26 protein-coding genes and 3 pseudogenes are annotated in these 25,312 nt (G+C 40.2%); 7 read left to right on the top strand and 22 right to left on the bottom strand.

Going from position 1 to position 25,312, the window contains the following annotated elements; genetic code table 11:
• Window positions 1-60 precede the first annotated feature (60 nt).
• The 3 genes from NSTC731_RS19520 to NSTC731_RS19510 all read right to left on the bottom strand — a co-directional run bounded on the left by NSTC731_RS19520 (window position 61) and on the right by NSTC731_RS19510 (window position 3,662).
• A complete protein-coding gene (locus tag NSTC731_RS19520) occupies window positions 61-1,050 on the bottom strand; it encodes a mechanosensitive ion channel family protein (protein WP_445626384.1) in 990 nt (329 codons plus the stop codon).
• A gap of 436 nt (window positions 1,051-1,486) precedes the next feature.
• Window positions 1,487-2,473, bottom strand: coding sequence for a DUF389 domain-containing protein (locus NSTC731_RS19515; RefSeq protein ID WP_445626383.1), 987 nt, complete (start codon window positions 2,471-2,473; stop codon window positions 1,487-1,489).
• Between the two features lie 385 nt (window positions 2,474-2,858).
• Window positions 2,859-3,662 (bottom strand): M15 family metallopeptidase, encoded by an 804-nt coding sequence (locus NSTC731_RS19510; RefSeq protein ID WP_445626382.1) that lies wholly within the window; start codon window positions 3,660-3,662, stop codon window positions 2,859-2,861.
• 102 nt (window positions 3,663-3,764) lie between these two features.
• Here NSTC731_RS19510 and NSTC731_RS19505 point away from each other — a divergent pair, with 102 nt between their 5' ends.
• Window positions 3,765-4,682, top strand: a complete 918-nt coding sequence (locus tag NSTC731_RS19505; protein ID WP_445632129.1) for an AEC family transporter — start codon at window positions 3,765-3,767, stop codon at window positions 4,680-4,682.
• Window positions 4,683-4,712: 30 nt separating this feature from the next.
• Here NSTC731_RS19505 and tsaB read toward each other — a convergent pair whose 3' ends face one another.
• The 4 genes from tsaB to NSTC731_RS19485 all read right to left on the bottom strand — a co-directional run bounded on the left by tsaB (window position 4,713) and on the right by NSTC731_RS19485 (window position 6,570).
• A complete protein-coding gene (gene tsaB / locus NSTC731_RS19500; RefSeq protein ID WP_445626381.1) occupies window positions 4,713-5,369 on the bottom strand; it encodes a tRNA (adenosine(37)-N6)-threonylcarbamoyltransferase complex dimerization subunit type 1 TsaB in 657 nt (218 codons plus the stop codon).
• A 160-nt stretch (window positions 5,370-5,529) separates the two neighbouring features.
• Window positions 5,530-6,105, bottom strand: a complete 576-nt coding sequence (locus NSTC731_RS19495) for a 6-aminohexanoate hydrolase (RefSeq protein ID WP_445626380.1) — start codon at window positions 6,103-6,105, stop codon at window positions 5,530-5,532.
• Complete coding sequence (locus tag NSTC731_RS19490) at window positions 6,102-6,233, bottom strand: hypothetical protein (protein WP_445626379.1); 132 nt, start codon at window positions 6,231-6,233, stop codon at window positions 6,102-6,104. Before NSTC731_RS19490 ends, NSTC731_RS19495 begins: the two co-directional genes overlap by 4 nt.
• 88 nt (window positions 6,234-6,321) lie before the next feature.
• Window positions 6,322-6,570, bottom strand: coding sequence for a Ycf34 family protein (locus NSTC731_RS19485; RefSeq protein ID WP_118167283.1), 249 nt, complete (start codon window positions 6,568-6,570; stop codon window positions 6,322-6,324).
• Between the two features lie 86 nt (window positions 6,571-6,656).
• Here NSTC731_RS19485 and NSTC731_RS19480 point away from each other — a divergent pair, with 86 nt between their 5' ends.
• Both NSTC731_RS19480 and NSTC731_RS19475 read left to right on the top strand, forming a co-directional pair.
• Window positions 6,657-7,961 carry a CCA tRNA nucleotidyltransferase gene (locus NSTC731_RS19480; protein ID WP_445626378.1) on the top strand — a complete coding sequence of 435 codons (1,305 nt, stop codon included), beginning with the start codon at window positions 6,657-6,659 and terminating at the stop codon, window positions 7,959-7,961.
• Between the two features lie 698 nt (window positions 7,962-8,659).
• Window positions 8,660-9,043, top strand: coding sequence for a response regulator (locus NSTC731_RS19475; protein WP_445626377.1), 384 nt, complete (start codon window positions 8,660-8,662; stop codon window positions 9,041-9,043).
• Here NSTC731_RS19475 and NSTC731_RS19470 read toward each other — a convergent pair.
• The gene (locus NSTC731_RS19470) at window positions 9,012-9,428 is read right to left on the bottom strand and encodes a DUF2294 domain-containing protein (RefSeq protein WP_445626376.1); all 417 of its coding nucleotides are present in this window, start codon (window positions 9,426-9,428) and stop codon (window positions 9,012-9,014) included. The genes NSTC731_RS19475 and NSTC731_RS19470 overlap by 32 nt on opposite strands.
• A 545-nt stretch (window positions 9,429-9,973) precedes the next feature.
• Window positions 9,974-10,105 (bottom strand): annotated as a pseudogene (locus NSTC731_RS19465) (GTP cyclohydrolase II); the annotation flags it as partial.
• 253 nt (window positions 10,106-10,358) lie between these two features.
• Between NSTC731_RS19465 and NSTC731_RS19460 the strand changes: the two are divergent.
• Window positions 10,359-10,841, top strand: a complete 483-nt coding sequence (locus tag NSTC731_RS19460; protein WP_445626375.1) for a tetratricopeptide repeat protein — start codon at window positions 10,359-10,361, stop codon at window positions 10,839-10,841.
• Window positions 10,842-11,868: 1,027 nt separating this feature from the next.
• On the opposite strand, the gene NSTC731_RS19455 is transcribed toward NSTC731_RS19460, so the two are convergent.
• From NSTC731_RS19455 to sufB, 10 genes and pseudogenes are all read right to left on the bottom strand, one after another.
• Window positions 11,869-12,168 carry a type II toxin-antitoxin system RelE/ParE family toxin gene (locus NSTC731_RS19455; RefSeq protein ID WP_445626374.1) on the bottom strand — a complete coding sequence of 100 codons (300 nt, stop codon included), beginning with the start codon at window positions 12,166-12,168 and terminating at the stop codon, window positions 11,869-11,871.
• Entirely contained in the window at window positions 12,165-12,386 is a 222-nt protein-coding gene (locus NSTC731_RS19450) for an addiction module protein (protein ID WP_445626373.1), read from the bottom strand. Before NSTC731_RS19450 ends, NSTC731_RS19455 begins: the two co-directional genes overlap by 4 nt.
• Window positions 12,387-12,454: 68 nt before the next feature.
• The gene (locus tag NSTC731_RS19445) at window positions 12,455-12,748 is read right to left on the bottom strand and encodes a hypothetical protein (protein ID WP_445626372.1); all 294 of its coding nucleotides are present in this window, start codon (window positions 12,746-12,748) and stop codon (window positions 12,455-12,457) included.
• A 165-nt stretch (window positions 12,749-12,913) separates the two neighbouring features.
• Window positions 12,914-13,546, bottom strand: coding sequence for a Uma2 family endonuclease (locus NSTC731_RS19440; RefSeq protein WP_445626371.1), 633 nt, complete (start codon window positions 13,544-13,546; stop codon window positions 12,914-12,916).
• A gap of 47 nt (window positions 13,547-13,593) precedes the next feature.
• A pseudogene (locus NSTC731_RS19435) lies at window positions 13,594-14,226 on the bottom strand (Uma2 family endonuclease).
• A gap of 1 nt (window position 14,227) precedes the next feature.
• Window positions 14,228-14,835: pseudogene (locus NSTC731_RS19430) on the bottom strand (hypothetical protein).
• Between the two features lie 103 nt (window positions 14,836-14,938).
• Complete coding sequence (locus tag NSTC731_RS19425) at window positions 14,939-16,201, bottom strand: cysteine desulfurase (RefSeq protein ID WP_445632128.1); 1,263 nt, start codon at window positions 16,199-16,201, stop codon at window positions 14,939-14,941.
• An 86-nt stretch (window positions 16,202-16,287) separates the two neighbouring features.
• On the bottom strand, window positions 16,288-17,706 hold the full coding sequence (sufD, locus tag NSTC731_RS19420) for a Fe-S cluster assembly protein SufD (protein WP_445626370.1): 1,419 nt from the start codon (window positions 17,704-17,706) through the stop codon (window positions 16,288-16,290).
• The gene (gene sufC, locus NSTC731_RS19415) at window positions 17,706-18,494 is read right to left on the bottom strand and encodes a Fe-S cluster assembly ATPase SufC (protein WP_322685216.1); all 789 of its coding nucleotides are present in this window, start codon (window positions 18,492-18,494) and stop codon (window positions 17,706-17,708) included. Before sufC ends, sufD begins: the two co-directional genes overlap by 1 nt.
• Window positions 18,495-18,599: 105 nt before the next feature.
• The gene (sufB, locus tag NSTC731_RS19410; RefSeq protein WP_445626369.1) at window positions 18,600-20,039 is read right to left on the bottom strand and encodes a Fe-S cluster assembly protein SufB; all 1,440 of its coding nucleotides are present in this window, start codon (window positions 20,037-20,039) and stop codon (window positions 18,600-18,602) included.
• A gap of 443 nt (window positions 20,040-20,482) precedes the next feature.
• Between sufB and sufR the strand changes: the two genes are divergently transcribed.
• Window positions 20,483-21,166 carry an iron-sulfur cluster biosynthesis transcriptional regulator SufR gene (sufR, locus tag NSTC731_RS19405; protein ID WP_445626368.1) on the top strand — a complete coding sequence of 228 codons (684 nt, stop codon included), beginning with the start codon at window positions 20,483-20,485 and terminating at the stop codon, window positions 21,164-21,166.
• Between the two features lie 111 nt (window positions 21,167-21,277).
• Window positions 21,278-21,538, top strand: coding sequence for a hypothetical protein (locus NSTC731_RS19400; RefSeq protein WP_322672636.1), 261 nt, complete (start codon window positions 21,278-21,280; stop codon window positions 21,536-21,538).
• A gap of 228 nt (window positions 21,539-21,766) precedes the next feature.
• Here NSTC731_RS19400 and NSTC731_RS19395 read toward each other — a convergent pair whose 3' ends face one another.
• Together NSTC731_RS19395 and NSTC731_RS19390 are read right to left on the bottom strand one after the other, a co-directional pair.
• Window positions 21,767-22,399 (bottom strand): hypothetical protein, encoded by a 633-nt coding sequence (locus tag NSTC731_RS19395; RefSeq protein WP_445626367.1) that lies wholly within the window; start codon window positions 22,397-22,399, stop codon window positions 21,767-21,769.
• A 336-nt stretch (window positions 22,400-22,735) separates the two neighbouring features.
• Window positions 22,736-23,062: a YbjQ family protein gene (locus tag NSTC731_RS19390; protein ID WP_190938994.1), complete on the bottom strand. Its 327-nt coding sequence runs from the start codon at window positions 23,060-23,062 to the stop codon at window positions 22,736-22,738.
• Between the two features lie 648 nt (window positions 23,063-23,710).
• Here NSTC731_RS19390 and NSTC731_RS19385 point away from each other — a divergent pair.
• Window positions 23,711-24,391 carry a tetratricopeptide repeat protein gene (locus tag NSTC731_RS19385; RefSeq protein WP_445626366.1) on the top strand — a complete coding sequence of 227 codons (681 nt, stop codon included), beginning with the start codon at window positions 23,711-23,713 and terminating at the stop codon, window positions 24,389-24,391.
• A 2-nt stretch (window positions 24,392-24,393) separates the two neighbouring features.
• On the opposite strand, the gene NSTC731_RS19380 is transcribed toward NSTC731_RS19385, so the two are convergent.
• The gene (locus NSTC731_RS19380) at window positions 24,394-25,296 is read right to left on the bottom strand and encodes an ABC transporter ATP-binding protein (RefSeq protein WP_445626365.1); all 903 of its coding nucleotides are present in this window, start codon (window positions 25,294-25,296) and stop codon (window positions 24,394-24,396) included.
• Between the last annotated feature and the right edge of the window lie 16 nt (window positions 25,297-25,312).

Here is a 25,312-nt window from a genome sequence, read left to right as displayed (position 1 = left end):
ACTGAATCCAATAAGTTAAGTGGCAAGTAGTTTAGTTTTCGTCATTAGCTTTTGGAGAATCTACTTGCCGTTATCGTTATCATCTCTTTGCTTCTGCATTTGGGCAAGCAGCCGAAGCGAATCGCCGAGCCGTCGAGATTTTGGTACTTCACCTCTGCCAGCAGGCCAACCTTCACGCTGACGGGAGCGGTTTCCGTCTGTCTCTTCTGTTTGGTCGTGAAACAAAATTTGCTGCGTGGGAAAGGGTAAATCGATGCCGTTTTCTACTAATGTTTTCTTAATTGCAGACAGTACCTTGTCCCGTGAGATCAGGTCATCTGCTCGTCGTGGCGGTTTGATCCACCAACGAACGCGGATGTTAACAGTACTTTCAGCAAGTTCCATGACCAGTACATCAGCAGCAGGGTCTTTAAGTACCTCCGGCACATTATGCAATGCTTCAAGCATTAACTCCTTGGCTCGGTCGATATCATCACCATAGCCAATACCGACATCATACTGTAGTCGGCGACTTTCAAAGGCAGTGTTTACCGTCACTGAATTAGTAAACAATTCTGAGTTAGGAATCACAATGCGGCGACCGTCGTAAGTTTTAATTGTTGTCGCTCGTGTCTCAATGTTTTCTACAGTTCCTTCAAAGTCTTTAAAAACTATTTGGTCGTTAATTCGGAACGGTTCTGTCAATAGGATCAAAATGCCAGCCAAGAAATTTTGTAGAATGTCACGAAAGGCAAAACCGATCGCTACCCCGCTAATTCCCAATAGTTGTACCAAATCCCCTGCTCGGAATGTCGGAATTACAATCGACAAAGCAATAAATAGCCCTAACAACAGTGTTGTACCTTGTGCCAAGCGTCCTAGTACCAGTCCTAGATTCCGAGCCTGATGGCGATCGCGTGTCAATCGTTTGACCAGTCTCTTAATCGCTTTAGCAACAAAAAAGAAGATTCCAAAGACAATCAATGCCAGCACGATATTAGGCAGTAGGACAATGAATCCGTTAATCATTCCCTGGATTTTGTCCCAGAGTGCGGATATATCTGCATTCATGTTACTTGTTTAATTAGTCAGCATTGCTGATATTAGGAAAAAATTCTGATATTCAATTCCATCTATAGTTAGTTTTTCTTGTCTATAAATAGTATGAACAAACTTTTTTCAACGATATATTATGTTGTTATATCTTAATAATAAAATTTATCCTAAAAAAATTAAACTGATTGATAACTAAAAATAAAGTTTTTCAAGCGTATTTCCCTAAAAGAAGTAGACATTTTGAGAATAAGCTGACGACTAAGTATCTCAACTAAAGCTAGTACTGTTAGAATTACTAGCGTTGGCATTGAAGCTAGAGCAAATTCACCCTGTAAAGTTAATCTCTGTCTTTTGCGACTGTTTCCTGGCTTTATAGATTCTAATTGTCTAGATTGGTTGTTTATTCTTCTTTCTCCTTGTCTATGAGATTTTTGTGAGGAAAATCTGATTTTTATCCCTTGACTTCTTTCACCTGACTAACTTCAAAAATCAGGGAAAAATACTGCCCCATTTCTTTTTGAAGAAATGCTTCTAAAAGACTTACTTGCTTCGGTGTTACAGCTGACTGCGCGCGAACGCTCAAGCGAACTTCGGGTGGGTTTGTGAGCCAGTTAGTATCGGTTTTCAGGAGTTCCAAACGTTGAAAAGTTAAGGTTCGATTTAACAAAGCTCTTTTTAAGTGGGTTTCGAGTTGTGCTTGTCTAACTAACTGGGTAAAGCTCACAGTTAAAGGTATTAGCAAAGCACCTGTCAGCGCTAGTGCCCATAGCAGCGCTTTTCGTGCGCGATCGATAGGAGAATAGCCAATGAATAAGAATGTCAGCATACAAGCGAGGCTAATGCCCAACAGGTTCGTCAGGTAAAGCAAAGTTGCTCCTAAACTAAGCGACCAGTCAGATTTTGTTAGACCTAAGCCAATAACGCAAATTGGTGGCATCAGGGCAACAGCTATTGCCGTCCCTGCAACACTAGCAGAGATTTTTGAATTTACTTTAGCGTAGCCACTGATACTACCTGCTGCAATTGCAATACCCAAATCAAGCAGGGTAGGTTTGGAGCGAGATAGCACTTCATTGCCGAAACTAGGTAGATTAACTACCCAACCTATACTGCAAGAAATTAAAAGTGCTAAGAATGTGCCTAATAATACTGCTATTGCGCCTTGACGAAATAGGTTGACATTTCCGCTCAATGCACCAAAGGCTAAACCTCGAATTGGTAACATTAGAGGTGCTATAATCATTGCCCCGATGATGACAGCAGTACTGTTAGCAAGTAGACCAAATGTAGCGATCGCACAAGAACCAACAATCAAAATCAAATATGTTGCGTCGGGAGTAGACTCTGACAACAACTCATCTACCAACTGTTTTAGTTGTGAAGGTTCAACTTTTTTGCGTTTGAAATTATTAAAACGATTGCGAATATTGTTTATCAATGCCCCCCCAAGACTAAATAATTTTAGATTCTGGATTTTAAACAAAAGCTGAGAGCGATCGTATCCATCTTAAGAGGAGTAATATACTACAAAAGTCAAACTAATTACTCCTGACCGAATTATTTTGACCAAAACAGACTCATGATACAAGCCTCTAAATTAATTTGAAGATGCAAAGCACGAGAAATAATGTGTCCTTATTTCAAGCCCCTCTCTTACAAAGTTCTGAGCGGAGGAAACCTCTGCTCAGACTTTGCGCTAAATTTATTTATGGGGATAAGAATTTTGAATTTGGAATACTTCGACAAGCTACCTCGGCTACGCTCGGCACAAATCAGTACAAGTTTGGAATTTGGAATTCCCCAAAGGGGTTGACTGCTGTCTTTTATGGCGATATCTTAGCGGGTTTCAAGTTTCTGGCTTTGTAAAACATTTCTAAACTATTGCGATCGCCTACAAAACGCCAGTGCCAAGGCTCATAACTTACACCTTGAGCATTATCTTTGGGAAATGACATTTCAAAGCCAAAACGCGGTGCATTTGCTTGTAGCCACCGATAAGCCTTGGTATTGTCAAAGTTTGTTTGAAGATTAGTTGCTGGTACCGATCCGTCTCCAACATCCACTGCATAACCCGTGTGATGTTCGCTATGACCAGGAGGAGCGCTGAGGGCGGCTCGTTCTGCTGGCGTTTGATTTCGCTGGGCGCCGACAGCAAAAAACAACTGCTCTTGGTCTTTGACTGAGCGAAAGCCAGAAATCGGCACTAAAATTACACCTGAACTCCGGGCTGCTGCTACCATCTCCTCAAATTTTTGGGCAGCAGTTTTTCGCATTCTAATGCCCCTATTTGCGGAGATGGTTACTAGTTCTGACTCAGGGGCTTCTGGGTATGGAAAATGCCCTAACACAGTATCGCTGGAATTATTAGATGCTGGGGTCGTCGCCGGAGCAGAAGTAGCTGGTAAAGGTTGAGAATCGGCGGTTTTTTTGGGTGCAGTCACGAAAAACCACAAACCGCTAATTAAAGATAGCAAGACAAATCCTGTTACTCCCCCAATCAAAATAATTCGGGGTTGCAACCAAATTTTCGGTGCTGCAACAGGGGTATCGCGTACAGCCACTGGAATATCATCACCAAAGTCATTCGATGAGTTTTGCGGTTTTCCAGAAAACCCTGCCTTATTCAAGGGTAAACTCCTGTTTTTGTGGAATAGCCATAACAGATTTTGCACTGGACAAAAGTAGACGTAACAGGTAGCATTTTACATCTGTGGTTCTTAGGCGCAACCTTGACAAACCTTTTAGAACTATACGTCAAGCTGGGAGGATTAGTCCTAGTAGGTTTTATCCTGGGACGCAAACTACCTGTAACAGTTCCTACACGTTTAGGACTGTTTCTTTTTTGGGTGGGAGTACCCATAAGCATAGTATCGTTTTTGCGTCAATCTAGCTTGTCGGGGCAAATTTGGATTGCACCTGCGATCGCTTACCTAGCTATTTTACTAGGAGCATTTTTTGCTTGGTTAGCGATTAAAGGACAAGCCTATTTTAGAAAGACTGTTTCCCAACCATCAACTCAGGCTAGCTTGATATTAGCCGCAATGTTGGGTAATACTGGTTATCTTGGTTTTCCCATTACCTTGGCAATGGTAGGCAAGGAATACTTTGCTTGGGCGTTATTTTACGATTTGTTAGGTTCATTCCCAGGAACTTATGCTCTGGGTGTGTTGCTAGCAGCTAGTTTTGGTGGCAGTGTCCAGAATCATTGGCAGATTACTAGGGCGATTTTAATTAATCCTGCGCTGTGGGGTTTCGGATTTGGCTTGCTGTTTCGGCAGGTGACAATTCCCACAGTTGCAGAATTCTGGTTAGAAAAATTTGCTTGGAGTAGTGTAGCTTTATCCCTGGTATTAATTGGAATGCGCCTAGCGTTGCTCAAATCTTGGCGTAGCCTACCACAAGTAGGGATGAGCTTAGGAATCAAAATGCTGCTAGTTCCTTTGATATTGGGTAGCATCTTACCCCTATTTGGATTAACTGGGCCGATCGCAAAGATAATCGTGCTACAAATGGCTATGCCTCCAGCTTTTGCCACACTGGTAATTGCTGAGACATTCAATCTCGATTGCGATCTGGCAGTTACAGCATTAGCTGCTGGGGCTATAGTATTACTGGTTACTCTCCCGGTTTGGCTGTGGCTGTTTTGATTTTGGACTTATGCACTGCGATAATATCAGTTAAAGTTCTACAGGATGTTGCCCATAATATGGCAAAGCCTCGGACCAATGAGGACACTTGCCTTCTTGCCAATCGAGATTAGCTAGTTCCAAAATACTTGTCACCGTCGCTGCTAACCCAGATTGGGCTTGAATCAGCTGATAATTAGTGTTCCACTTCGCTAAAGTTTCCTGCCAAGCTTCTGGTGTCAACACTCTATCTGACAAACACACGTTTAGTTTAGAAGTATCTGGCTGAAATTGATAAATAGCAGCAAAAATTTGACCTCGTTGTGCTGGCATTTCCACAGCAAAAGTTTTTATATTTTGACTTTTACCTACTTCTGACCAAGCTACCGCAGCCAAAGTTGAAATCGCAAATACAGGAATATCTAACTGTTGCCCTAAAGTCCGAGCGGTGACAACGCCAATGCGAGTTCCCGTAAAGCCGCCGGGGCCTTTGGCAACTGCGATAAAGGACAAATCCGCCCAAGTTTGCGGTTTGATAAATTCAATTAAATATTGATGCACTAAGCTAGATAAATCGCGCCCCAGATTCCAAATTTGAGAGCGAGTTTCACCTGCAAAATTACTAATTGCCAAACCCAATTCGGGAGTGGTGGTGTGTAGTGCTAAAGCGTATTTATTTATTGCAAGGTCTTCTAGTTCCGTTGTCAAAGTTACTTAAAATATCTATTTTTATAGAGTTAACGTGATTTATTTAAGCATATAACATAGCGGTTCTTAATTGAAAAACTACTGAGTAATAATCAGTCAAACAGTCTTGTTACAAAGTTTGTGAGAGCCAATGCTGTTGACTTTCTAAAAGCGATCGCGGCTAGGATGGGGGATTTAGATTACCGCCTTGCTGTCTCAGTAGATAGTCCAAAACTCGGTCAATTCGCTCCAAGGTAGCACCCGTGGTGAGTTGAAACTCCTGAAACTGAGATTTTTGTTCTTCAAAGCTTCGGTCAAGCTTTAGCATGAGTGCTTCTAATCGCTCAGTTCGTGCCATTGTTTCCTCTATTTCACTGCCTGCCTTTGTAAATAGGCGTTGCGTGTGAGTGATAAAGCCATCAATTTTATCAGAAAGTTGGTCAACCTTTCCCCCTACCCGATCAATACGTACCTCTAGTTGATCGAGGTGAGATTGAGTACGGTCTTGTTTTATGGTCAATTCATCAAGGTGAGATTGAGTACGGTCTTGTTTTATGGTCAATTCATCAAGGTGAGATTGGGTACGGTCTTGTTTTATGGTCAACTCATCAAGGTGAGATTGAGTACGGTCTTGTTTTATGGTCAATTCATCAAGCCGCCTGTTTGCTGATTCTGCGTAGCTAGCAGTAGATATTAGCAATCGCTTAACAGTTTCGAGGTCATCTTCTACATGGTCTAGTCGCTGTGTGTTGGTCATGCTGGTTTCTCTTGGCTAGCTTCTTTATCTTCTACGATCGCTTTCCTGACATCTCGTTTCTGTATCATGAATTCGCGATCGCTAATGGACAAAATCTCATTACAGCAGAAATCATGTATTTGAACCACATCTGTATTAAGGGCACAGCATTGCTGTGCCCCTAACGCGTAGTCTGTTTACCTGAAAATAGCTGTAAGATACACCAATCATTTTCTATCAAGTCGGCACTAATTCACCAGGACGCAATTTCGACCACTTACCCGTTTCTCGCTTGAAGCTCAGACAACCAACAACATCCCATTCCATTTCAATCACATCATCTTTAGTCCGAATGTTGACATTGATAGAAGGTTCATTCGGGTCAAAATTTGGTGTTTCAGTCAAGTGAGGCTGTTGGTGCTGCCCTTCTACGGCATGATAGGTAACACAGCTGTCTACATAGTGGCAATTCACGCAAATACACATAATAGAACCAACTCCAGGGGCCTTTATTGTTAATCTAACTTAAGCCCAACTGTTATTCATGAGTTGCTGGGTTGATTTTTATTACAATGCACGAATCTGTTCCTTCTACCCTCGCTCCCGAAAATTGGCCTTTTAGCTTGGAATTCTTGCCACAACCCGCTTACATGGTAGGTGGTGCTGTCCGAGATGCGATCCTGGGCAGAACTCGTGAATATCTGGATCTAGATTTTGTTATACCATCTCAGGCGGTAAAGGTAGCCAGAGCGATCGCTCATCATTACAAAGCTGGTTTTGTGTTACTCGATGCCGAACGACAAATTGCGCGTGTGGTTTTTCCCCACGCCACGGCTGACTTTGCCCAACAGGAAGGAAATAGTTTAGAAGTTGATTTGCACAGACGGGATTTTACAGTAAATGCGATCGCCTATAATCCCCATACGCAAGAAATTATCGATCCTCTGCAAGGTTATGTAGACTTACAACAGGGCATTTTGCGAATGGTATCACCCGCGAACCTAGAAGATGACCCTTTGCGGTTAATGCGAGGTTATCGCCAAGCCGCCCAACTAGGTTTTACTATTGAGCCAGCTACCCAAGCCACAATTCGTTCTTTGGCATCACATCTTAGCAAAGTTGCAGCCGAAAGAGTTAGGGTAGAAATTGGCTATCTACTGGCAAACTCTCAGGGTACTCCTTGGATTACAACGGCTTGGGAAGATGGTTTACTTGCGCCTTTCTTCAAAAATGCCACCCGTGAAAGCTTGCTCAAACTAGCAGCAGTTGACACAGCCGCCACCTTACTCACAGAAAATTGGCAACAACTAGGCGTACAACTGCAAGAATATGTCCGCGATAGTATTAAAACTACTTGGCTAGGTATTGCTAAACTTGCTTGTCTCGTCAACCCAGATCCAGTATTAGCAGAAATAGAGCTACAGGAACTAACTTATAGTCGTGCCGAAATCCGAGGTGTAACTACTGCTTTGAAACTGTTACCGCAATTTCAAGTAGTTGATATGTCCTTGCGAGAACAATACTTTTTGTTTCATAACGCAGATATTGTGTTCCCCGCTACGGCAGTGCTAGCTGTAGCAATTAATAATTTGCTAGAGACAGTATCTAGTGACAAACCACTACACACAGCAGTGGAAACTAAAGCAATGGGCTACCAAATCTTAGCACCTTTGATCGACCGCTACCTCAACCCTGATGATGCGATCGCTCATCCCACTCCCCTAGTCAGCGGGAAGGAGTTGATTACAACATTAGATATTCCAGCTTCGCCAATTATCGGTCAACTGCTCACTGAAATTGGCGTAGCACAAGCTGAGGGGAAAGTTTCAACTCCAACAGAGGCGATCGCTTATGCACGTAAGTTACTTGATGGTTAAATATACTTAATTAAGTTATGGTAATGTAATAAAAGCGATGCCTACGCAATTTGGGCACTCCTGGCTTAGGCTGGTAAATCTGCAACTTTAAGTGCCTTAAGTATCCCTTACGTACCATAACCCTGTTTTGTCACTTTGGGAGAACCCAATCGCTGAAAGACTTTCAGAGCTTGAATTTTCCGGTTTTGGCTACAAATAGTTACTATTAAAAAATAGAGGCTCAAAGGTTGACTCAATCAAAGTTTCAAAATCTTGCTTCGATTATTGTTTTCCAAGAGTGACAAAACAAGGTTAAAATACCGATCTTTAGAGCTAATTTGTCAACTCAAGTAAAACACTTGTCTAATCAGGGTTTCAGTAATTTAAGTCAATACAGCACTTATTCGCTGAAACTTAGACCTAGCAATGAGTTAAGTACCCTTCAGATTTTCTTTACGAATCAGCTCTTATGGTCAATCCTGGCAATTACATACATCAACTATGCTAATATGTGCTTGATGTTATGACTGCTTTACGAGGTTATTTCCTAATTAACGCTGATGGACAACCGAATGAACTATATATTAAGTTATTGATTTTTATGCTTTAGTTGGTCGTTTGTACATTCAATTAAACACTTGCTATAAACAAAGACTTTCAGGTTTTCCTGATGGGTGGAGTTTTGATGAATAGCTTTTTTTAGACAGAACTAACTGCTTATGAATAAACAGCCTTTAATTTTGGTTGTAGAACAGAGTTTACATGATTTAGAGCTACTTAATTCTCATCTAGGAATATTAAATTTTTCATGTATTTGTACCAAACAAGGAGTGAGGGCTGTGATGTTGGCACAAACTCATCAACCAGATTTAATTCTGCTAGATATGAAGCTATCTAATTTGAGTGCGAACCGAGTCATTGACGATCTTAAAGATGACTCAAAAACTGCTACCATTCCAATCATTGCAGTCACACCGATAACAACAGTACAAGACGAGCGCTTCACAATGCTCACAGCATTTGATGATTGCATTACTAAACCCTATGATTTTAATCAATTAGAAGTGGTAATCAGTCGCCACATCTGTCAGCTAAATTCCTAATATTTATCTTGGAAATAGGTTCGGGATTACGAAGTTCAGCTAATTCTTTGAGAATTACAACAATCCCACTACGACCTGTTGTTAAATTTGTGTTTGTCATCAGGTAAAGGACAGGTTGACCAATAATTTCCTCAATCAAATTTTTTAAATCTGGTTTAATTATTTTTTCTAAATATAATCGTACTTGTTCAGCTAAAGTATCATAACCTCCTTTGAGTAAAGTTTGTTCAGCTTGAGTAACAGAGTTTTCTATAGAAATTACGATTTCAGTATCAAAAAAATGACAAATGATTTGGCTAGGAGATTTTCCTAATCTATCATTATATAATTTTATGATTTGCTTTGATATTTCTGTTTCTAATTGTGCGATAGTCGGTTGTACCATTAGTACCTACTCTGTAATATTTATCGTTCTAATCGGGAAATTAATTAAATTATCCAACATTATAATAGATGATTATGGAATAGCTAAGAAAACTAATCACTATTTTATATAAAGTTACTGTATCAATGTGATGTATTTAGTATGTATTTATTTAAGAATATTGCCATATTTAATGAAGTAAAATTTGTTAACTTACGATTTGTGCAGTATTAGGTTAATAACTGGATTTGCTCGTCATTCGATCGGGGTAATCAGCTTATTTTGTGTTACATAAGCTTAGGTGTAGCCCACCGTGCCTGTATCTCATAACCCACCACTTAATTAGCTATGTTTATGCAAATGGTCATCAATGACAAAGGCATATAATATTACATGGGAATGTAATGTACATTACAAGACTCTCTATACCTTCTGGTGCAGCTAGTAAGCAGATAAATTTAGGTTCTAGTAAAAAGTATATTAGCCACTAAGATAATTTGTGAAAAGCCAATACAACATATTCGGCATTAATTCTTAGAAGCCCATCACATTCTTTACGGGAAAAGCAGCCGCGATCGTGTAATGTCATAGCGCTTAGTAATTCCTGGTAAATACCAAACTGGCTCAACTGCGGCTTTGGTAATAACCAAATTACCGCCTGGTTTCATAATCTTGCCATCTAACTGCAAACAACCTTTGTCTAACTGCATATTACAGTTCTAGTATATTGATGTCGCCAAAGGGAACTGCTAGCTACCTTAGTCAGTTTTTATTTTTATGACTTGAAATATCTAGTATGGTATTAGTCATATTGTTGAAGACAATAAATCACACATAAATTTCATAATTGACGATTAATCAAAGTTAATTTAAAGATGAGTTGAAAAATGATTTAATTGATGTATTTTGTGAGAAAGTTAATACAAAGGTATATTCACTGATCTCAAATTCATGGATTCTTTATTTATCAATTCCTTACTTGAAGAGTTGAAAAACCCGGATGCCACAGTGCGCGACAAGGCAACCAGAAAAATCTGGCGGATCTGGTTTCAGCAAAAGGGAATCTATGGGCTGGAAATAATTGACCGCAGTCAAAAGTTACTGGATGCAGGTGAAATTGCTGAAGCTGAAACAGCGCTGACGGCATTAATTAAAGACCAGCCAGATTTTGCCGAAGCTTGGAATCGTCGAGCTTTCCTCTATTACAGTATTGGCGATTATCAAAAATCTCTGGCTGATTGTCAGATGGTTGTACAGATAAATCCAATACATTTTGGGGCGCTTCATGGTATGGGCTTATGCTATGCAGCAATAGGAGAGTATAGTCAAGCTATCCGAGCTTTTCAACGTGCTTTAGAAATTCAGCCCTATTCCCTAGTGAATCAAAAGTTGATTCTAGAATGTACATTTAGATTCAGCTATAACGGCAGATAGGAGAGAGCATCATACTGTTTTAGGAATCTGTTATCGTCCTCATCAACAACAATTCATCGCCTTACTCGCCATAGTTTTATTCAATACGCTTCTAGCTGAATTAATAGCAGTGTTATCACTGTTTGTACTAACAGCAACCAACTGTCAACTAACAATCGGTTGAATAAAGTTACCTTTAGTACAAACTAGATAGCACAAGCAGAACATGGTGGATTTTACCAAACGATGTCTAAGATGGTCACTGACTTGTACTGAGCGCAGCCGAAGTAGCTTGCCGTACCACTTGATGGAAGCAAGCTAGCAAGAGCGTCTCCAAGAGTTGTGCGGGCTGCGCCTACGCCACTGGTATTTACAAAGACTACAGTTTAGATGTAACTATCGAAACGACTGGTCTATAGGTTCTCAGTGGTACTCAATTGTTGATGGGGGTACAGTAGATTTCTTTATGAGTTATGGTATGGATGCCGTGAATGCCATAGCCACAGTTACAACAATTTTAAAAAAAGGCCCCTGATGTCTTATTGCACATTCCAACTCAGCAATTAAAATTCTTCCCGATATTATCTTTTACTCTGTTAAACTAAAAGTTTTTCTAACTATAGCAATCCTAAATGAATTGTGAAAATCGAGAGAATAAGAGAATATAGAGGTTTTATATTATGTTGTTTACAATCCCCAACGCTGAAGAAAACTACCTTTAGAAGGTTATCGCTTTGTAAATGGTGAATATGTATTGCAACCAGGAAATTTCGTTTGGTTATCAGAGATAGGTTTAGCAATTGGTTATGAACGGGAAACCTATTAGGGAATTAGGCGGGATTGGTTGTATTGGTATGACAAACCAGGAATCACTGCTGAACAATGCACTCGAAGACTGGCACAAGAATTGCGGAGTTGGGGATCGATCCAGATTCTTTGAGCTGATTTCGTAGGATGCGATCGCTTTGATTACACTGTTATTAATGGCTTATTTGAGAGCAGAAATTATAGATAGTTCAGGTGATTGTAGGCGAGATCATAAAAGCGTTCAAATATTCCTGCTCTGCCATTGTTTAGGATTACGTTTGACGTGGTAACAAGCAATTACAGTAATGATATCTTCTTCTACAATATAAATAACACCATAGGGAAACCTACGTATTAGTAATCGTCGCGCTTGTCGATACACCACTGGATAAGCTGAAGGGTTACGTCCGATTAATGCTAAACAGCTATCAACTGCGCGTACAAACTCCGAACCTACTCCAGATTCACGTTGTTCATACCATTCAAAAGCATCTTGAATATCCAGTTCTGCTTCTGGACTAATTATTAACTGATAGCTCATTCAGGTAAACCTAGTCTTTGCTTCACTGATTGCCAGGTTGAACCTCGGTTTGGGTTTTGGCTATGCATCTCCAAGCGTCTATCTAATTCTTGTTTTTGCTCATCGTTGAGAGGAATTTCATCGGGCGTAGTAAGAATGCTGTCCCATAAGTCTTCGGCAAGCTGTATACGTTCAGATACACTTAGTTCGGAAATATCGACTTTTAATATGGGGTGCATGGTTGTTATTAATGTAGTTGCTCAATATAATATTATTTTAGATTATAGATGTTATCCATGTTTGTTATCTATGTTAAACGGTATATCTGTAAAATTTCTATTGCTACAGCTACCTTTGCCTCCAACCCCTCATCAGCCAACACATCCACAAAAATTACAGATGAACCTACATCCTGTGCAACTTTAAACTTTAGGCTGCCAGTATATTCATACTCGAACCAAACATCTTTCTCATAATCTGTTTTTTTGACTCCAGAGTAGATTGTATCTAAATCATCTCGATCTATTTTGCAGTCACAAAACATAGCCAAAATTTCAATCAGTGGTTTGAGATTTTTATCAAAAATCCAGTTGGTAGCCATAAAGCTATTTTGTTTACACTAGGAGTGAATATTAAATAAAAAGGCTCAAACTTGAAAATGAGATTAGCTACTACTACAAATAATTTGCTTTACAGCATAAATATTGTAAAACAGCCCAGAATGAACACTTACCAAAATATCAGATAATCAACTAAGTAATTAAAATTAGTTTATCTTCTTCCTGACCCAAGCACGAAAGGATTTCAGCAAAGCAATTTCCCCCATACTTTTACTCTGCTCAATGAATCTACTTATCTCACTCACTGAAACTATAGGAAAGGCAATACTAAACTTACACTCGACATATTGCTCTTCTATCAACTGATAAAACTTTAAATTTTGCCCATCATATCTCCAAAGTTCAGTTACACCCAACGCTGAATAAATCCCCAATTTGTTAACTGAACTGCTGGTAATGTCAATCTCAATTGCTAAGTCAGGCGGTGGATCGTTTTCTAAATCTAAAGTTTGCTTACCCCTAATAGCTAGTTCATTCTGGATATAGTAGCAAGTATCTGGTTCTATTCCCCGCTTTGATATTTTCCGCTTCAATGTTGTAGAACCAGCGCTTCTAATTTCAATTCCTAATTCTTCAGCTAAAACAATAATAAAATTACCAAAATTACTTTTGGGGTTTTCGTGTTCAAAAAGTGGAGTCATGATTTCTAAAACACCGCAATCATAAGCAAACCGAGAACCTCGATCTTCACCTGTATCTCTCAACAAGGCTTCAAAGGTTTCCCAGCTAATGTTATGTAGCACTGTTCTTTGTTCACCAACCGTTGACTTGACAAGCATAAATTCAAAAAATAAGCCAGTAATTATATTTATCAATTAAGTACACTTTACCCTATCTTGCCCTGCACCCAAGCACGGAACGATTGCACCAAATGAATTTCATCCATAGTTTTGCTTTGCTGGATAAATCTATTCATTTCACTAACAGAAATTAAAGGGAAAGCGATACTCGACTTAATTTCAATGTATTCGCTTGCTACTAGTTGATAAAATTTTAAAAATTCACCGTCATATCTCCATAATTCTCCTACACCTAAAGCCGCATAAATATTAAGCTTATTAATATAACTGCTAGTAAGATCAATTTCAACTGCTAAATTTGGTGCTGGATCTGTTGTGAAATCTAATTTTGGTTTACCTCTAATTAGTGGCTCATTTTGAATATAATAGCAAGTATCGGGTTCTATTCCTTTTGTTATTGGTTTACGTTTCAATGTTGTAGAACCAGCACTTCTAATTTTAGTTTTTAATTCCACTGCTAAAGCGAATATCAAGCGGTCAAACTAAATTTTAGGATTTTCGTGTTCAAAAAGTGGAGTCATAATTTCTAAAGTGCCACAGTCGTAAGCAAACCTAGAACCTCTATCTTCACCTGTATCTCTCAGCAAGGCTTCAAAGGTTTCCCAGCTAACGTTGTGTAAGACTGTTCTTTGTTCCGCAGGCGTTGACTTGACAAGCATATTACAATACTTCTTCTGCCAGGATATTAGATAAAATTCCGAAAATTTTACCTATGTCATTAATATAATACTCGCTCAAGTCAATTTCAATCACTTGCCCAATGAGCTTCAAAAACTTCCAGTTAGTTCCAGTGGTGACAGTTCATAAATTGCCTGAATGTTATTATACTCACGTTCATTAAACAATTTAGCTGCTAACATCTCTGCTACACACTGACCTAATCCTGCATTGATATTTTCTTTTTTAGCTTCTACAATTGTGACAACTGGTGCATTCAGAATTAGTAACTCTGATGAACGGCTAATAATAAAATCGCAATTTCCATTTAAACCTTGTGCTGAATCAACAGTAAAGTCAATACCAGAAAATAAACTTATTTGATTATTTAAATATTTTCTTATAGCGATTAAAATAGGTGCAATAATCATCTTTGAACGAGATTTTTCAGTATTACTAACAAGAGCCAAAGGTACATTTTACCGCAATAGTTCTGCAAGTAATGGTGGACAGTCTACTTCATGTATAAATGGAAATATATCAATCTTATCAGAAATAGTTAAGCCAAAGGTTTTTCTAACTCTATCTAAAGTAAAGTCACTGTATGACACTTTAGTTGCTCCTGTAAAGAATCCAGATAATTAAATTGTGCCAACTATTAGCAAGATAAATTGCTGATATTTGGCACAATCACTATCGGAATATTTTGTAACTTTAAGCAAGTAAACCTGCAAAAAAATCGAGAGTTTCTTTCAGTGCTTTGATGAAAATATCAATTTCTTCGCGGGTGTTGTAGAAAGATAGACTTGCTCGTGCGGTTGCAGCAAGACCTAAGTAACGGTGTAATGGTTGAGTACAGTGGTGTCCAGAACGGATAGCAACGCCTTCTTGATCTAATAATGTAGATAAGTCGTTGGCGTGGACTTCTCCGGCTGTGAACGACGCAAGAGCGGCTCTACCTTCACCTTTTGCATTTGGCTTGGGGCCGTAAATTCTAATTTGGGGAATTTGCTCTAATTGTTGGAACAAATAAGCGGTTAATTCTGCTTCGTAGGCGTGGATTTTATCCATGCCGATATTGCTAAGATAATCGATCGCAGCACCAAGTGCGATCGCTTCTCCAATTGCAGGCGTACCAGCTTCAAATTTATGCGGTAATTCTGCATAAGTAGAATGGTCTAAATACACCTCTGCAATCATCTCACCACCACCAAAAAATGGTGGCATTGATTCTAATAATTCTAACTTGCCATACAGAAATCCTATCCCAGTTGGAGCGCACATTTTATGACCTGAAGCTACCAACCAATCACAATCTATCTTCTGCACATCCACAGGGAAGTGGGGAACACTTTGGCAAGCATCAACTAAGAATTTAGCACCATAGCTGTGAGCGATCGCACCAATTTCTTCCACTGGATTAATGCAACCCAAAGCATTAGAAATATGCACTATTGACACTAACTTTGTTTTGTCAGAAATCAGCTTTTTAAACTGTGACAAATCAAAAGTTTCTTCTGGTGTTAATTCTACAAATTTAATTACTGCACCCGTTTTTTGTGCTACCAATTGCCAAGGCACAATATTACTGTGGTGTTCCATCACCGAGAGAATAATTTCATCTCCCGGCTGTAAATTATTTATTCCCCAGCTATAAGCGACTAGGTTAATTGCCTCACTTGCGTTGCGCGTGTAGACGATTTCCTGACGCGATGCAGCATTGATGAATTTGGCAACTTTATCTCTAGCACCTTCATAAGCATCAGTAGCTTTAGCACTCAAGGTATGGGCACCTCGATGCACGTTAGCATTATATTGCTCGTAATAATCACGTAGGGTATTTAATACGAATAAAGGCTTTTGTGATGTCGCAGCATTATCGAGGTAAACCAGGGGTTTCTCGTTGACTTCCTGATGCAATATCGGAAAGTCAGCGCGAACTTTATCAGCAAGGGTTTTGGTAGGAGTAAAAGTCATTGGTAGATTAGTTATAAGAGACGCGATTAATCGCGTCTGTACAATGGTCAGTAGAGACGCGATTAATTGCGTCTGTACAATGGTCATTAGTCATTAGTCAGAGACTTAAGATTATTGACTGTGTTTAACAAGATTTCTCGCAGAGAGGGAACTGGTATTTGGTTGATGATTTCGGCGGCGAAAGCGTTAATTAACAATTTGCGAGCATCATTTTCATCGATTCCCCGGCTTTGGAGGTAGAATATTTCATCATCTTCCAATTGGCTAACGGTAGCACCGTGAGCGCACTTTACATTATCCGCAGTAATTTCCAGTTGGGGTTTAGTATCAACTCTGGCTTTCGATGATAGCAGCAAATTGCGATTCAACTGGGCTGCATTTGTTAACTGCGCTGGTTTGGGTACAAAAACTTTACCATTGAACACTGCATGAGCGCGATCGCCTACAATACATTTATGCAATTGATCGCTTGTACCGTGAGGATAGTTAAGTGCGATCGCACTGTGAGTATCAGCCAACTGCTTACCAGAAATTATCGTCAAACCATTGAGAGTAGTTTGTGTCTGCTCACCAGTTTGCAAAATCTCCAAATTGTGGCGTGACAACTTTGCACCTAAAGTTATGGCATGACAAGTATAACGGCTGCAACGCGCCTGAGTCACAGCAGTTTTGCCAACGTGAAACGCTTCGTTACTATCTCTTTGAACCCTAGTATGATTCACACTAGCATTATCAGAAATCCAGATTTCCGTAACTGCATTAGCGAAATAACCACTCTTCCCCTCTTCCTCCGTGCGTTCTGTGTCTCTGTGGTTCGTAAACTCTTCCACAATAGTCACCTTTGAACCAGATTCGACAACAACCAAACAACGGGGTTGAGAAATCACAGGATTGTCATCAGTAGTTGCATACACCAAATGAATTGGAGTTTCTACAACTACATTCTTTGATACCCATACTACTGCTATATCAACATCAATCATTCCAGCAGTATTGAGCGCTGTAAAGACTTCCATCGCTCCTTCGGATTGCCCCAAATATTCCTTCGCTTTTTCAATATATTCCGCAGGTAAGCTTGCAAAATTACCTACAAAAACTCCCCCTGTATGAAAATTGGAAATAGAAGATGATTCAGGGACATAAACACCATTAACAATCATCAAATGACTTTCAGAAGCTTCAGGCAGAATATTTTTTTGTAGAGAGGCTAGATTCCGCTTCTCTAAATGATAATCAAATTGTACCTGTTTGAGTGCAGACAGATCGGTAAAACGCCATTCCTCATCACGGGTGGTGGGTATAGTACTGTGACATACCCAGTCAGTAGCGCGATCGCGTAATTTTTCTACCCAAGCAAAATCTTTCTGCGAAAAGGTTTCATAGCCCTTGACAGCACGTACTTTTTTTGATAGATCACTCAAGAAAGTATCTTTATGCAAAAGGGCTGATGATAGATTAACTGTACTAGAATTTGGAATTGGGCTAGGAGAAACTTGAATATTCATTACACACCCACCTCAGCAGCAAATTCTTCTAGCACCCAGTCATAACCGCGAGATTCTAATTCCAGCGCCAGTTCCTTACCACCACTCGTAATAATCCGCCCTTGTGCCATCACATGCACAAAATCAGGCACAATATAATCAAGTAATCGTTGGTAGTGAGTAATCAAAATTGTAGAATTTTCTGGAGTTGCCAGTTGATTTACCCCATTCGCTACAATTCGGAGCGCGTCAATATCCAAACCCGAATCTGTTTCATCCAAAATTCCTAACTTTGGTTCTAGCAGCGCCATTTGCAGAATTTCATTCCGTTTCTTCTCACCACCAGAAAACCCTTCATTCAAACTGCGACTGAGAAAACTGGAATTCATCTTCACCACATCCAGCTTTTCTTCAATCAAATCGTCAAAATCAAAAGCGTCTATTTCCTCTAAACCTTGCGCCTTGCGACGAGAATTGTACGCCACCCGCAAGAAATCTAAATTGCTCACACCCGGAATTTCTAACGGATACTGAAACGCCAAAAATACACCACTTCTAGCGCGTTCCTCCGGTTCCAATTCCAGCAGATTTTGCCCCTGGAAAATCACTTCACCGCCAGTCACCTCATACGCCGGATGCCCAGCCAACACCTTAGAAAAGGTACTCTTACCAGAACCATTTGGCCCCATGATCGCATGAATTTCACCCGATCGCACCTCAAGATTCACACCTTTCAAAATTGGTGTTCCATCAACATTAGCCGTCAGATTCCGTACTGACAGCACAACTTCGCTATTTTCAATAATCATCTTCTCTCCCTTCTCTCTTCGCCTTCTTAGCGTCTTCGCAGTTCGTCATTCTTCCAAAAGATAAACACAGAACGCCGATGTCTGTGTGTTTATCCTTGCTTCCATTTATCCAACACTGCCTTCCAACTTCAAACTCAACAACTTATCAGCTTCTACAGCAAACTCCATCGGTAGCTGATTGAAAACATCCTTACAGAAGCCGCTAACCATCATCGAAATGGCATCTTCTGCTGAAATACCCCGTTGAGCAAAGTAAAATAACTGATCTTCCCCAATCTTAGAAGTAGAAGCTTCATGCTCCACCTTCCCAGTATTATTTTGCACCTGGATATAAGGGAAAGTATTAGCATGAGCATTATCCCCAATCAGCATCGAGTCGCACTGGGAATAATTTCTCGCGTTTTTAGCCGTCGGATTAACTTTCACTAAACCCCGATAGCTATTACTAGAATTACCTGCGGAGATTCCTTTAGAAATAATTGTACTACGGGTATTTTTACCTACGTGAATCATCTTTGTACCCGTATCAGCTTGCTGCATATTATTTGTCAGCGCCACCGAGTAAAACTCACCCACAGAGTTATCACCCACCAACACACAGCTAGGATATTTCCAAGTAATTGCCGAACCTGTTTCTACTTGAGTCCAGGAAATCTTGGAATTAACGCCCTGACACAAACCGCGCTTGGTGACAAAGTTGTAAATACCGCCTTTACCATTGGCATCTCCAGCGTACCAATTTTGCACGGTGGAATATTTAATTTCCGCGTTATCCAGAGCGACAAGTTCCACAACGGCGGCGTGTAACTGGTTGCTGTCATACATTGGTGCGGTGCAACCTTCAAGATAAGAAACATAACTACCTTCTTCGGCGACAATCAAAGTCCGCTCAAATTGTCCCGTATCACCAGAGTTGATGCGGAAGTAGGTAGACAGTTCCATCGGACATTTTACGCCTTTAGGAATATAGACAAAAGAACCATCGCTAAAAACGGCGGCATTCAAAGCGGCAAAGTAGTTGTCAGCTACAGGAACAACGCTACCCAAGTATTTTTGGATCAATTCTGGGTGTTCTTGCAACGCTTCAGAAATTGAGCAGAAAATAACCCCATCTTCCGCTAGCTTTTCTTTAAATGTAGTAGCGACAGAAACGCTATCGAAAATTGCATCGACAGCGACATTTGCCAGTCGTTTCTGTTCAGATAGGGAAATGCCTAACTTTTCAAAGGTTTCTAAAAGGGTTGGATCGACTTCATCCAAGCTGTTGAGCTTTTCTTTCTTGCGTTTTGGCGCTGAGTAATAAATAATATCCTGATAATTAATTGGCGGATACTTGACATTGGGCCAAGTTGGTTCCGTCATTTTTTGCCACTGGCGATAAGCTCTGAGGCGAAAGTCCAGCATGAACTGCGGCTCGTTCTTCTTAGAGGAGATCAAGCGGATAACGTCCTCGTTTAGTCCACGCTCAATTGTGTCGGCTTCAATATCGGTGACAAAGCCGTACTTGTAAGGTTGGTTGACTAAGGTTTTGACAGTGGCACTCATCAGTAATAATCTCTCGTGTTCGGAACTCTTTTAGGATGGGAGACGGGCTGCGGCTAACCGATTCCCATCTCCCGTTACGGAATGGTTACACGGCTGCTAGAATAGTGGTGGAGAGTAAAACAACAGCTATGTTGTTTAATCTATCTTCATTTTACGCTAAATTAACAACAACAATGTTGTCAAAGTCAAACAATTTTGGATTTTAGATTTGCAATTTGGGATTGAAAGAGGTCACAAGGGTGCTTGGCTCAAGGATTTTAGATTGACGATCGCGTAGTGGGGCACATACCAGAAAACTTTTTTAATCCAAAATCGTTCGACTGAGCTTGTCCTGAGCGTAGCCGAAGGGCGAAGTCGAAGTCCAAAATCCAAAATCCAAAATCGGCACGGTCAAATTTTCAAATAAATTTTTGGGACGTTCGCTGAACGTTTCGCACCAGAAGATGGCGACTACCCACCAGTCCTCAACCAAGCAAGATATCCTAGAATATCTGCACAAACACGAAAAAGCAACGGCTTTGGAGCTAGCTGAAGTTTTAGACGTTACCCCTCAAGCAATTCGTCGCCATCTCAAAGATTTGGAGACGGAGGAGCTAGTTTTGTATTCAACATCAGTGCAGGCGGCGGGGATGGGGCGTCCGCAGCACCTTTATCAGCTGAGTCGTCAGGGACGCGATCGCTTGCACCGAACAATGAGCGATCGCTTTGGTGATGCAAGCGGGAATTTTGCGGTTTCGCTGCTAGACACCTTAGCCGAAACGGTAGGACACGATCAATTTAAATCGATTTTAGAGAAACAGTGGCAGCGCAAAGCCAAAGAATACCGCGATCGCGTCGGTAATGGTTCGCTGCGAGAACGGGTAGCCAACTTAGTCGAGTTGAGAAAAGCGGAAGGCTTCATGGCGGAGTATCATCCTGTTGATGTGAGTGACTCCTTTGAGTGCGATCGCTTTATCTTAATGGAGCATAACTGTGCTATTTCTAATGTTGCCGAATCTTTTCCTAGTATCTGCGGTCACGAATTAGAAATGTTTGCTGCCGTATTACCAGATTGTATCGTAGAACGCACCCACTGGATTATTGATGGTCAACATCGTTGTGGCTATTTAGTACAAATTCGTCATTAGTCATTAGTCCTTTGTCCTTTGTCACTTGTACTGAGCGAAGTCGAAGTATTTGTCATTTTTTTAATAACTAATACCCAACTAACTTTGAGATAGCATTTCATTTTTTCATTTATGGATGTATCACCACAGCAACCATCAACACAATTTTTAACCCTGGAAGAGTCAGCAAAAGTAGATGCGGCGTTGTTGTCTTCCCCAGAAAAGTTTTTAACAAGATTGACAATTTCATCACTGAAGCTTTTGAAACATATTGCCCAAGAGTACGGTGTTGCTATTGAAGATTTGACAGCACAGCAAGTAATTGCCTGGTTTGAAAAAGATGGCAAAATTCGTCGCGAGCAGGGCATTGAAGGTTCATATCTGAAATGGTAATCTGCGGTAGTAAAATTTGGCGTTGCATTTACTTAGAAAAAAATAACCATAAAAATATCGCGCTTTTAAATAACAGCAATGTTTTTTAGAAGCGCGATATTCACAGATAAGAAGATATGTTGACACGTGTTGTACTAGAAACGCCAACCTGAAATAATAAACAAAAAACACCTTGCAAAAGGTGCTTTTATTAAAAAATAAATAACATTTGATTTTTCAAACAATTATTTAAGTATTGTAAGTGTTAGTCCGAGGACTACGAGCGCCAGTTACAGCTCCAATCATTGAGGCTATTAAACCCAACAAAGAACCAAACACAAACCACCACAATCCCGAACGTAAATTAGCTGCTGCATCACGAGCTTGTTGGGCACTTATATTTGCTTGTGGTACATTAACACCACCTTGCTGTTGTACCTGGTTTATGACTTCCCCAGCGTTAGAAGCAGCAACACCAAAAGCACCAGATACTCCACTTGCTAAAAGCCATGAGCTAACTGCCAAAGTCGTTGCCCAAAGAATTGCGCCGTTCAGAAGAGCTGTATTGCGGTTCATCGGCCCACAAGCACGGGTTGTAACCCAACCACCAGTAAACAGGGAAATTAGTAGAGCGATAGTTGACCAAAGCCCCGCATTACCTGCAGCGTTAGGAGCAATTGTTCTAGGCGCACCTGAACTTTCAACTGCACCTGCCGCAAACGCACCAATTATCGCACTCAAAATTAATTGTGTAGCCAAAGAAACCAACAAACCAGCAATAATTGGCCCCCAGCGAACACGGTCGTGATATTCAGCTACTCGACCTGCTACCACAGGATCGGTAGATATAACGTCATTTCCTGTCCGATTTACGTATGACATCGCTTATTTTCTCCAGTGCTATTTCAGCAACGTTTCTGCTCGGGTATATTCATCTTTATGCTTCAAATTAAATAACTAAATGTTCTGTTTTAATCTCTATCGATAGAAAGATTTAATACGTCTATCTTTAGCCAGAAAAAAACAAACTTTGTTTAACAATTTTTAATATAATTTAGTGTTTATTTATGTATTTTTTCTAAAATTTCCATCTAAAAACTCTTAACTTAAGATATAACTATTAGCTAGCTATCATAAACCAGCTTTAAAGATGTATGCCATTAGCCTTAATCTAACTAAAGCTGTGTAATGAATGTCAAAAGTAAAAATCATCAAAAACTAACGCATCCTCACAGCAGTGCCTGTGGCAGTAATCAGCAAAAGCACTCCTGACTGGTCAACATTTATTGTGCCAGTATCAATTTCAATCCCAATTACAGCATTTGCTCCTAAACGTTGTGCGCGTTGTTCTAATTCTTCTAGTGCCTTGCGTTGACCCTGCTCAAATAGACGCTCATAGCTACCAGTGCGTCCACCGATAATATCTCGAATCCCAGCCAAAAAATCTCGTAAGAAATTGCTGCCGTAGACGACTTCTGCTGTCACAATGCCTAAATATGATTCAATCACGGCTCCTTGAATGACATCAGTGGTAGTTATAATCATAAATTAACCTCCTATATGGGATATATCTTAATATTTATTATTACAGTATTTTGATAAACACTTGAATAATTGTCACTATTATTACAGAATACAGGTTTGACAAACATCCTCTCATCCAATTTTAGATTGCACTTTGGGGTTAGTCTTGTCCTAAACAGATTAATGCAACATTTGACAGTTTAAATTTATCTTATCTTTGAATGACCAAAAAAGGATGTAAATGCCTGGATGATAACTTCTCAAAGGCTAATATCAAGGATTAAAAATGTCATAACTTTGGATACAGAGTCAGCAAACTCTGAAATGAAATAAAAATAGGAATAAATTTAAAAACCTATAAGCTTGCTGTATCAGAATCTAGGATTAAGTCAGATTTCTGTTGAGTTTTTCTAGGTAACACGTATAACTACTGATTAAAAAATGTGTAGTTTTGCTATAGTACGAGTTTATATGTAGGTATCTTCATCTGCCTGGAATCGCTGACACTTCATTCTTCAGTAAAAACTCTGTTATGTAGTGCTAAATGTAAAAGAAAAGAAAATGAACTATTAACATCTGAATCAATACGAAGAAATACAGTTTTCAAAAGTCCATATTTTTGTTTTAATGTACAAGAAAAAAGTCCTCTAAAATTTCAGGAAATTTACTGTGTACAAGCCAACATCATTCGTGTTTAGTGTGGTGTTACTAGGATGTTTTACTTTCACCATACCTTCAGTAGCTCAGGCTCAGGTATTAGTGGCGCAAGCCAAAAACCCAGAGTTAAAGCAATTACTGGAGGAAGGACGGAGGTTAGTGAATGCTGGGGATTATGGTGGTGCGATCGCTGTTTATCAGCAAGCAGCTAGTATAGATCCCAAGAATGCTAAAATCCATTCAGGTATTGGGTATTTATACGCTCAACAGGGAAATTACCAGGCAGCATTAGCAGCTTATCGTAAAGCGATCGGAATCAGCCCAAACAATAGTGATTTTTACTACGCTGTGGGTTACATCAAAGCCAATTTGGGTGACACGCGTGGGGCAAAGGAAGGTTATCGTCGTGCCATACAGTTGAACCGTAACAACGTCAACGCCTATTTAGGATTGGCTGTGACGCAATCGCGTATGGGAGACTATAATGCTGCTACCTGGGCATACCAACAAGCAATCGACTTGGATAAAAACAATGCCCAAACTTATGAGTTGATGGGTTCGATGTATAAACAGCGACGACAAGCCAAACAAGCAAACAGCTTGCTTCAGAAAGCCCGTGACTTGTACAAACGGCGCAATGACTCAGATGGCGTAGAACGGGTAGAAGCCATGCTGCGGCAGTTAGGAGGATGAGGTTAATCTAATTGGCGTCCCGTTAATTCCACAAAAATATCTTCCAGATTAGAGGGACGCACCATCATTCCGGTTTTATCGGGCTGTTCATTCAAGTAGATATTTGCTGCTTGCAATGATGGGAAAAACAGATATTCCCAATTACGAGCGCCATCACTTCCGATATTAGATACACCTAATTGTTTCATCACCAAACCTTCACCGTGAGCAGAACGCAGCTGTTGTAAAGTTCCCAAAGAAATCAGCTTACCGCTATCCATAATACCGATGCGTCCTGGCTTGGTAGAACCAAAGGCATCGCACAAAAATTCGACCTCATCCATATAATGAGTCGTCAGTAGCATCGTCATCCCTTGTTTATTTAAATCCCGAATAATTTCCCAGAGGCGTCGCCTGGTTTGGGGGTCTAGTCCTACCGTTGGTTCATCTAAAAACAAAATTTGCGGTTGATGCAATAAAGCTCTCGCAATCTGCAACCGTCGTTTCATACCCCCAGACAGGGTTTTTACCAAATCATCACGTTTTTCTGCTAGCTCAACATACTCTAGCCATTGATTAATCAATTTTTGTCGCTGCGGGTTACTAATGTGATGTAGTCTCCCGTGCAGTTCCATATTTTCCCAGACGGTTAAATCGTTATCCACACTGACTTGTTGCAAGACTACACCAATACTCTGTTTTGCCAACGTTGCTTGGCGCATCACATCGTATCCACCTACTTCTATGCGTCCTTGGGACGGTTTCGTAAGTGTAGTCAGCATCCGAATTGTGGTGGATTTACCCGCACCGTTTGGGCCAAGTAGAGCAAATATCTCTCCTGCTTCAATTTGGAATGACAGGTCATTGACTACAGGTACATTGTTGTAAAACTTGTAGACGTTTTCTAAAAAGACAGCAGCAGTCACGTCGCTTCGCTCCGAA

Source organism: Nostoc sp. DSM 114167 (assembly GCF_052692655.1).
Note: the sequence above shows the minus strand (reverse complement) of the source record. Positions and strands in the feature narration are given on the sequence as shown.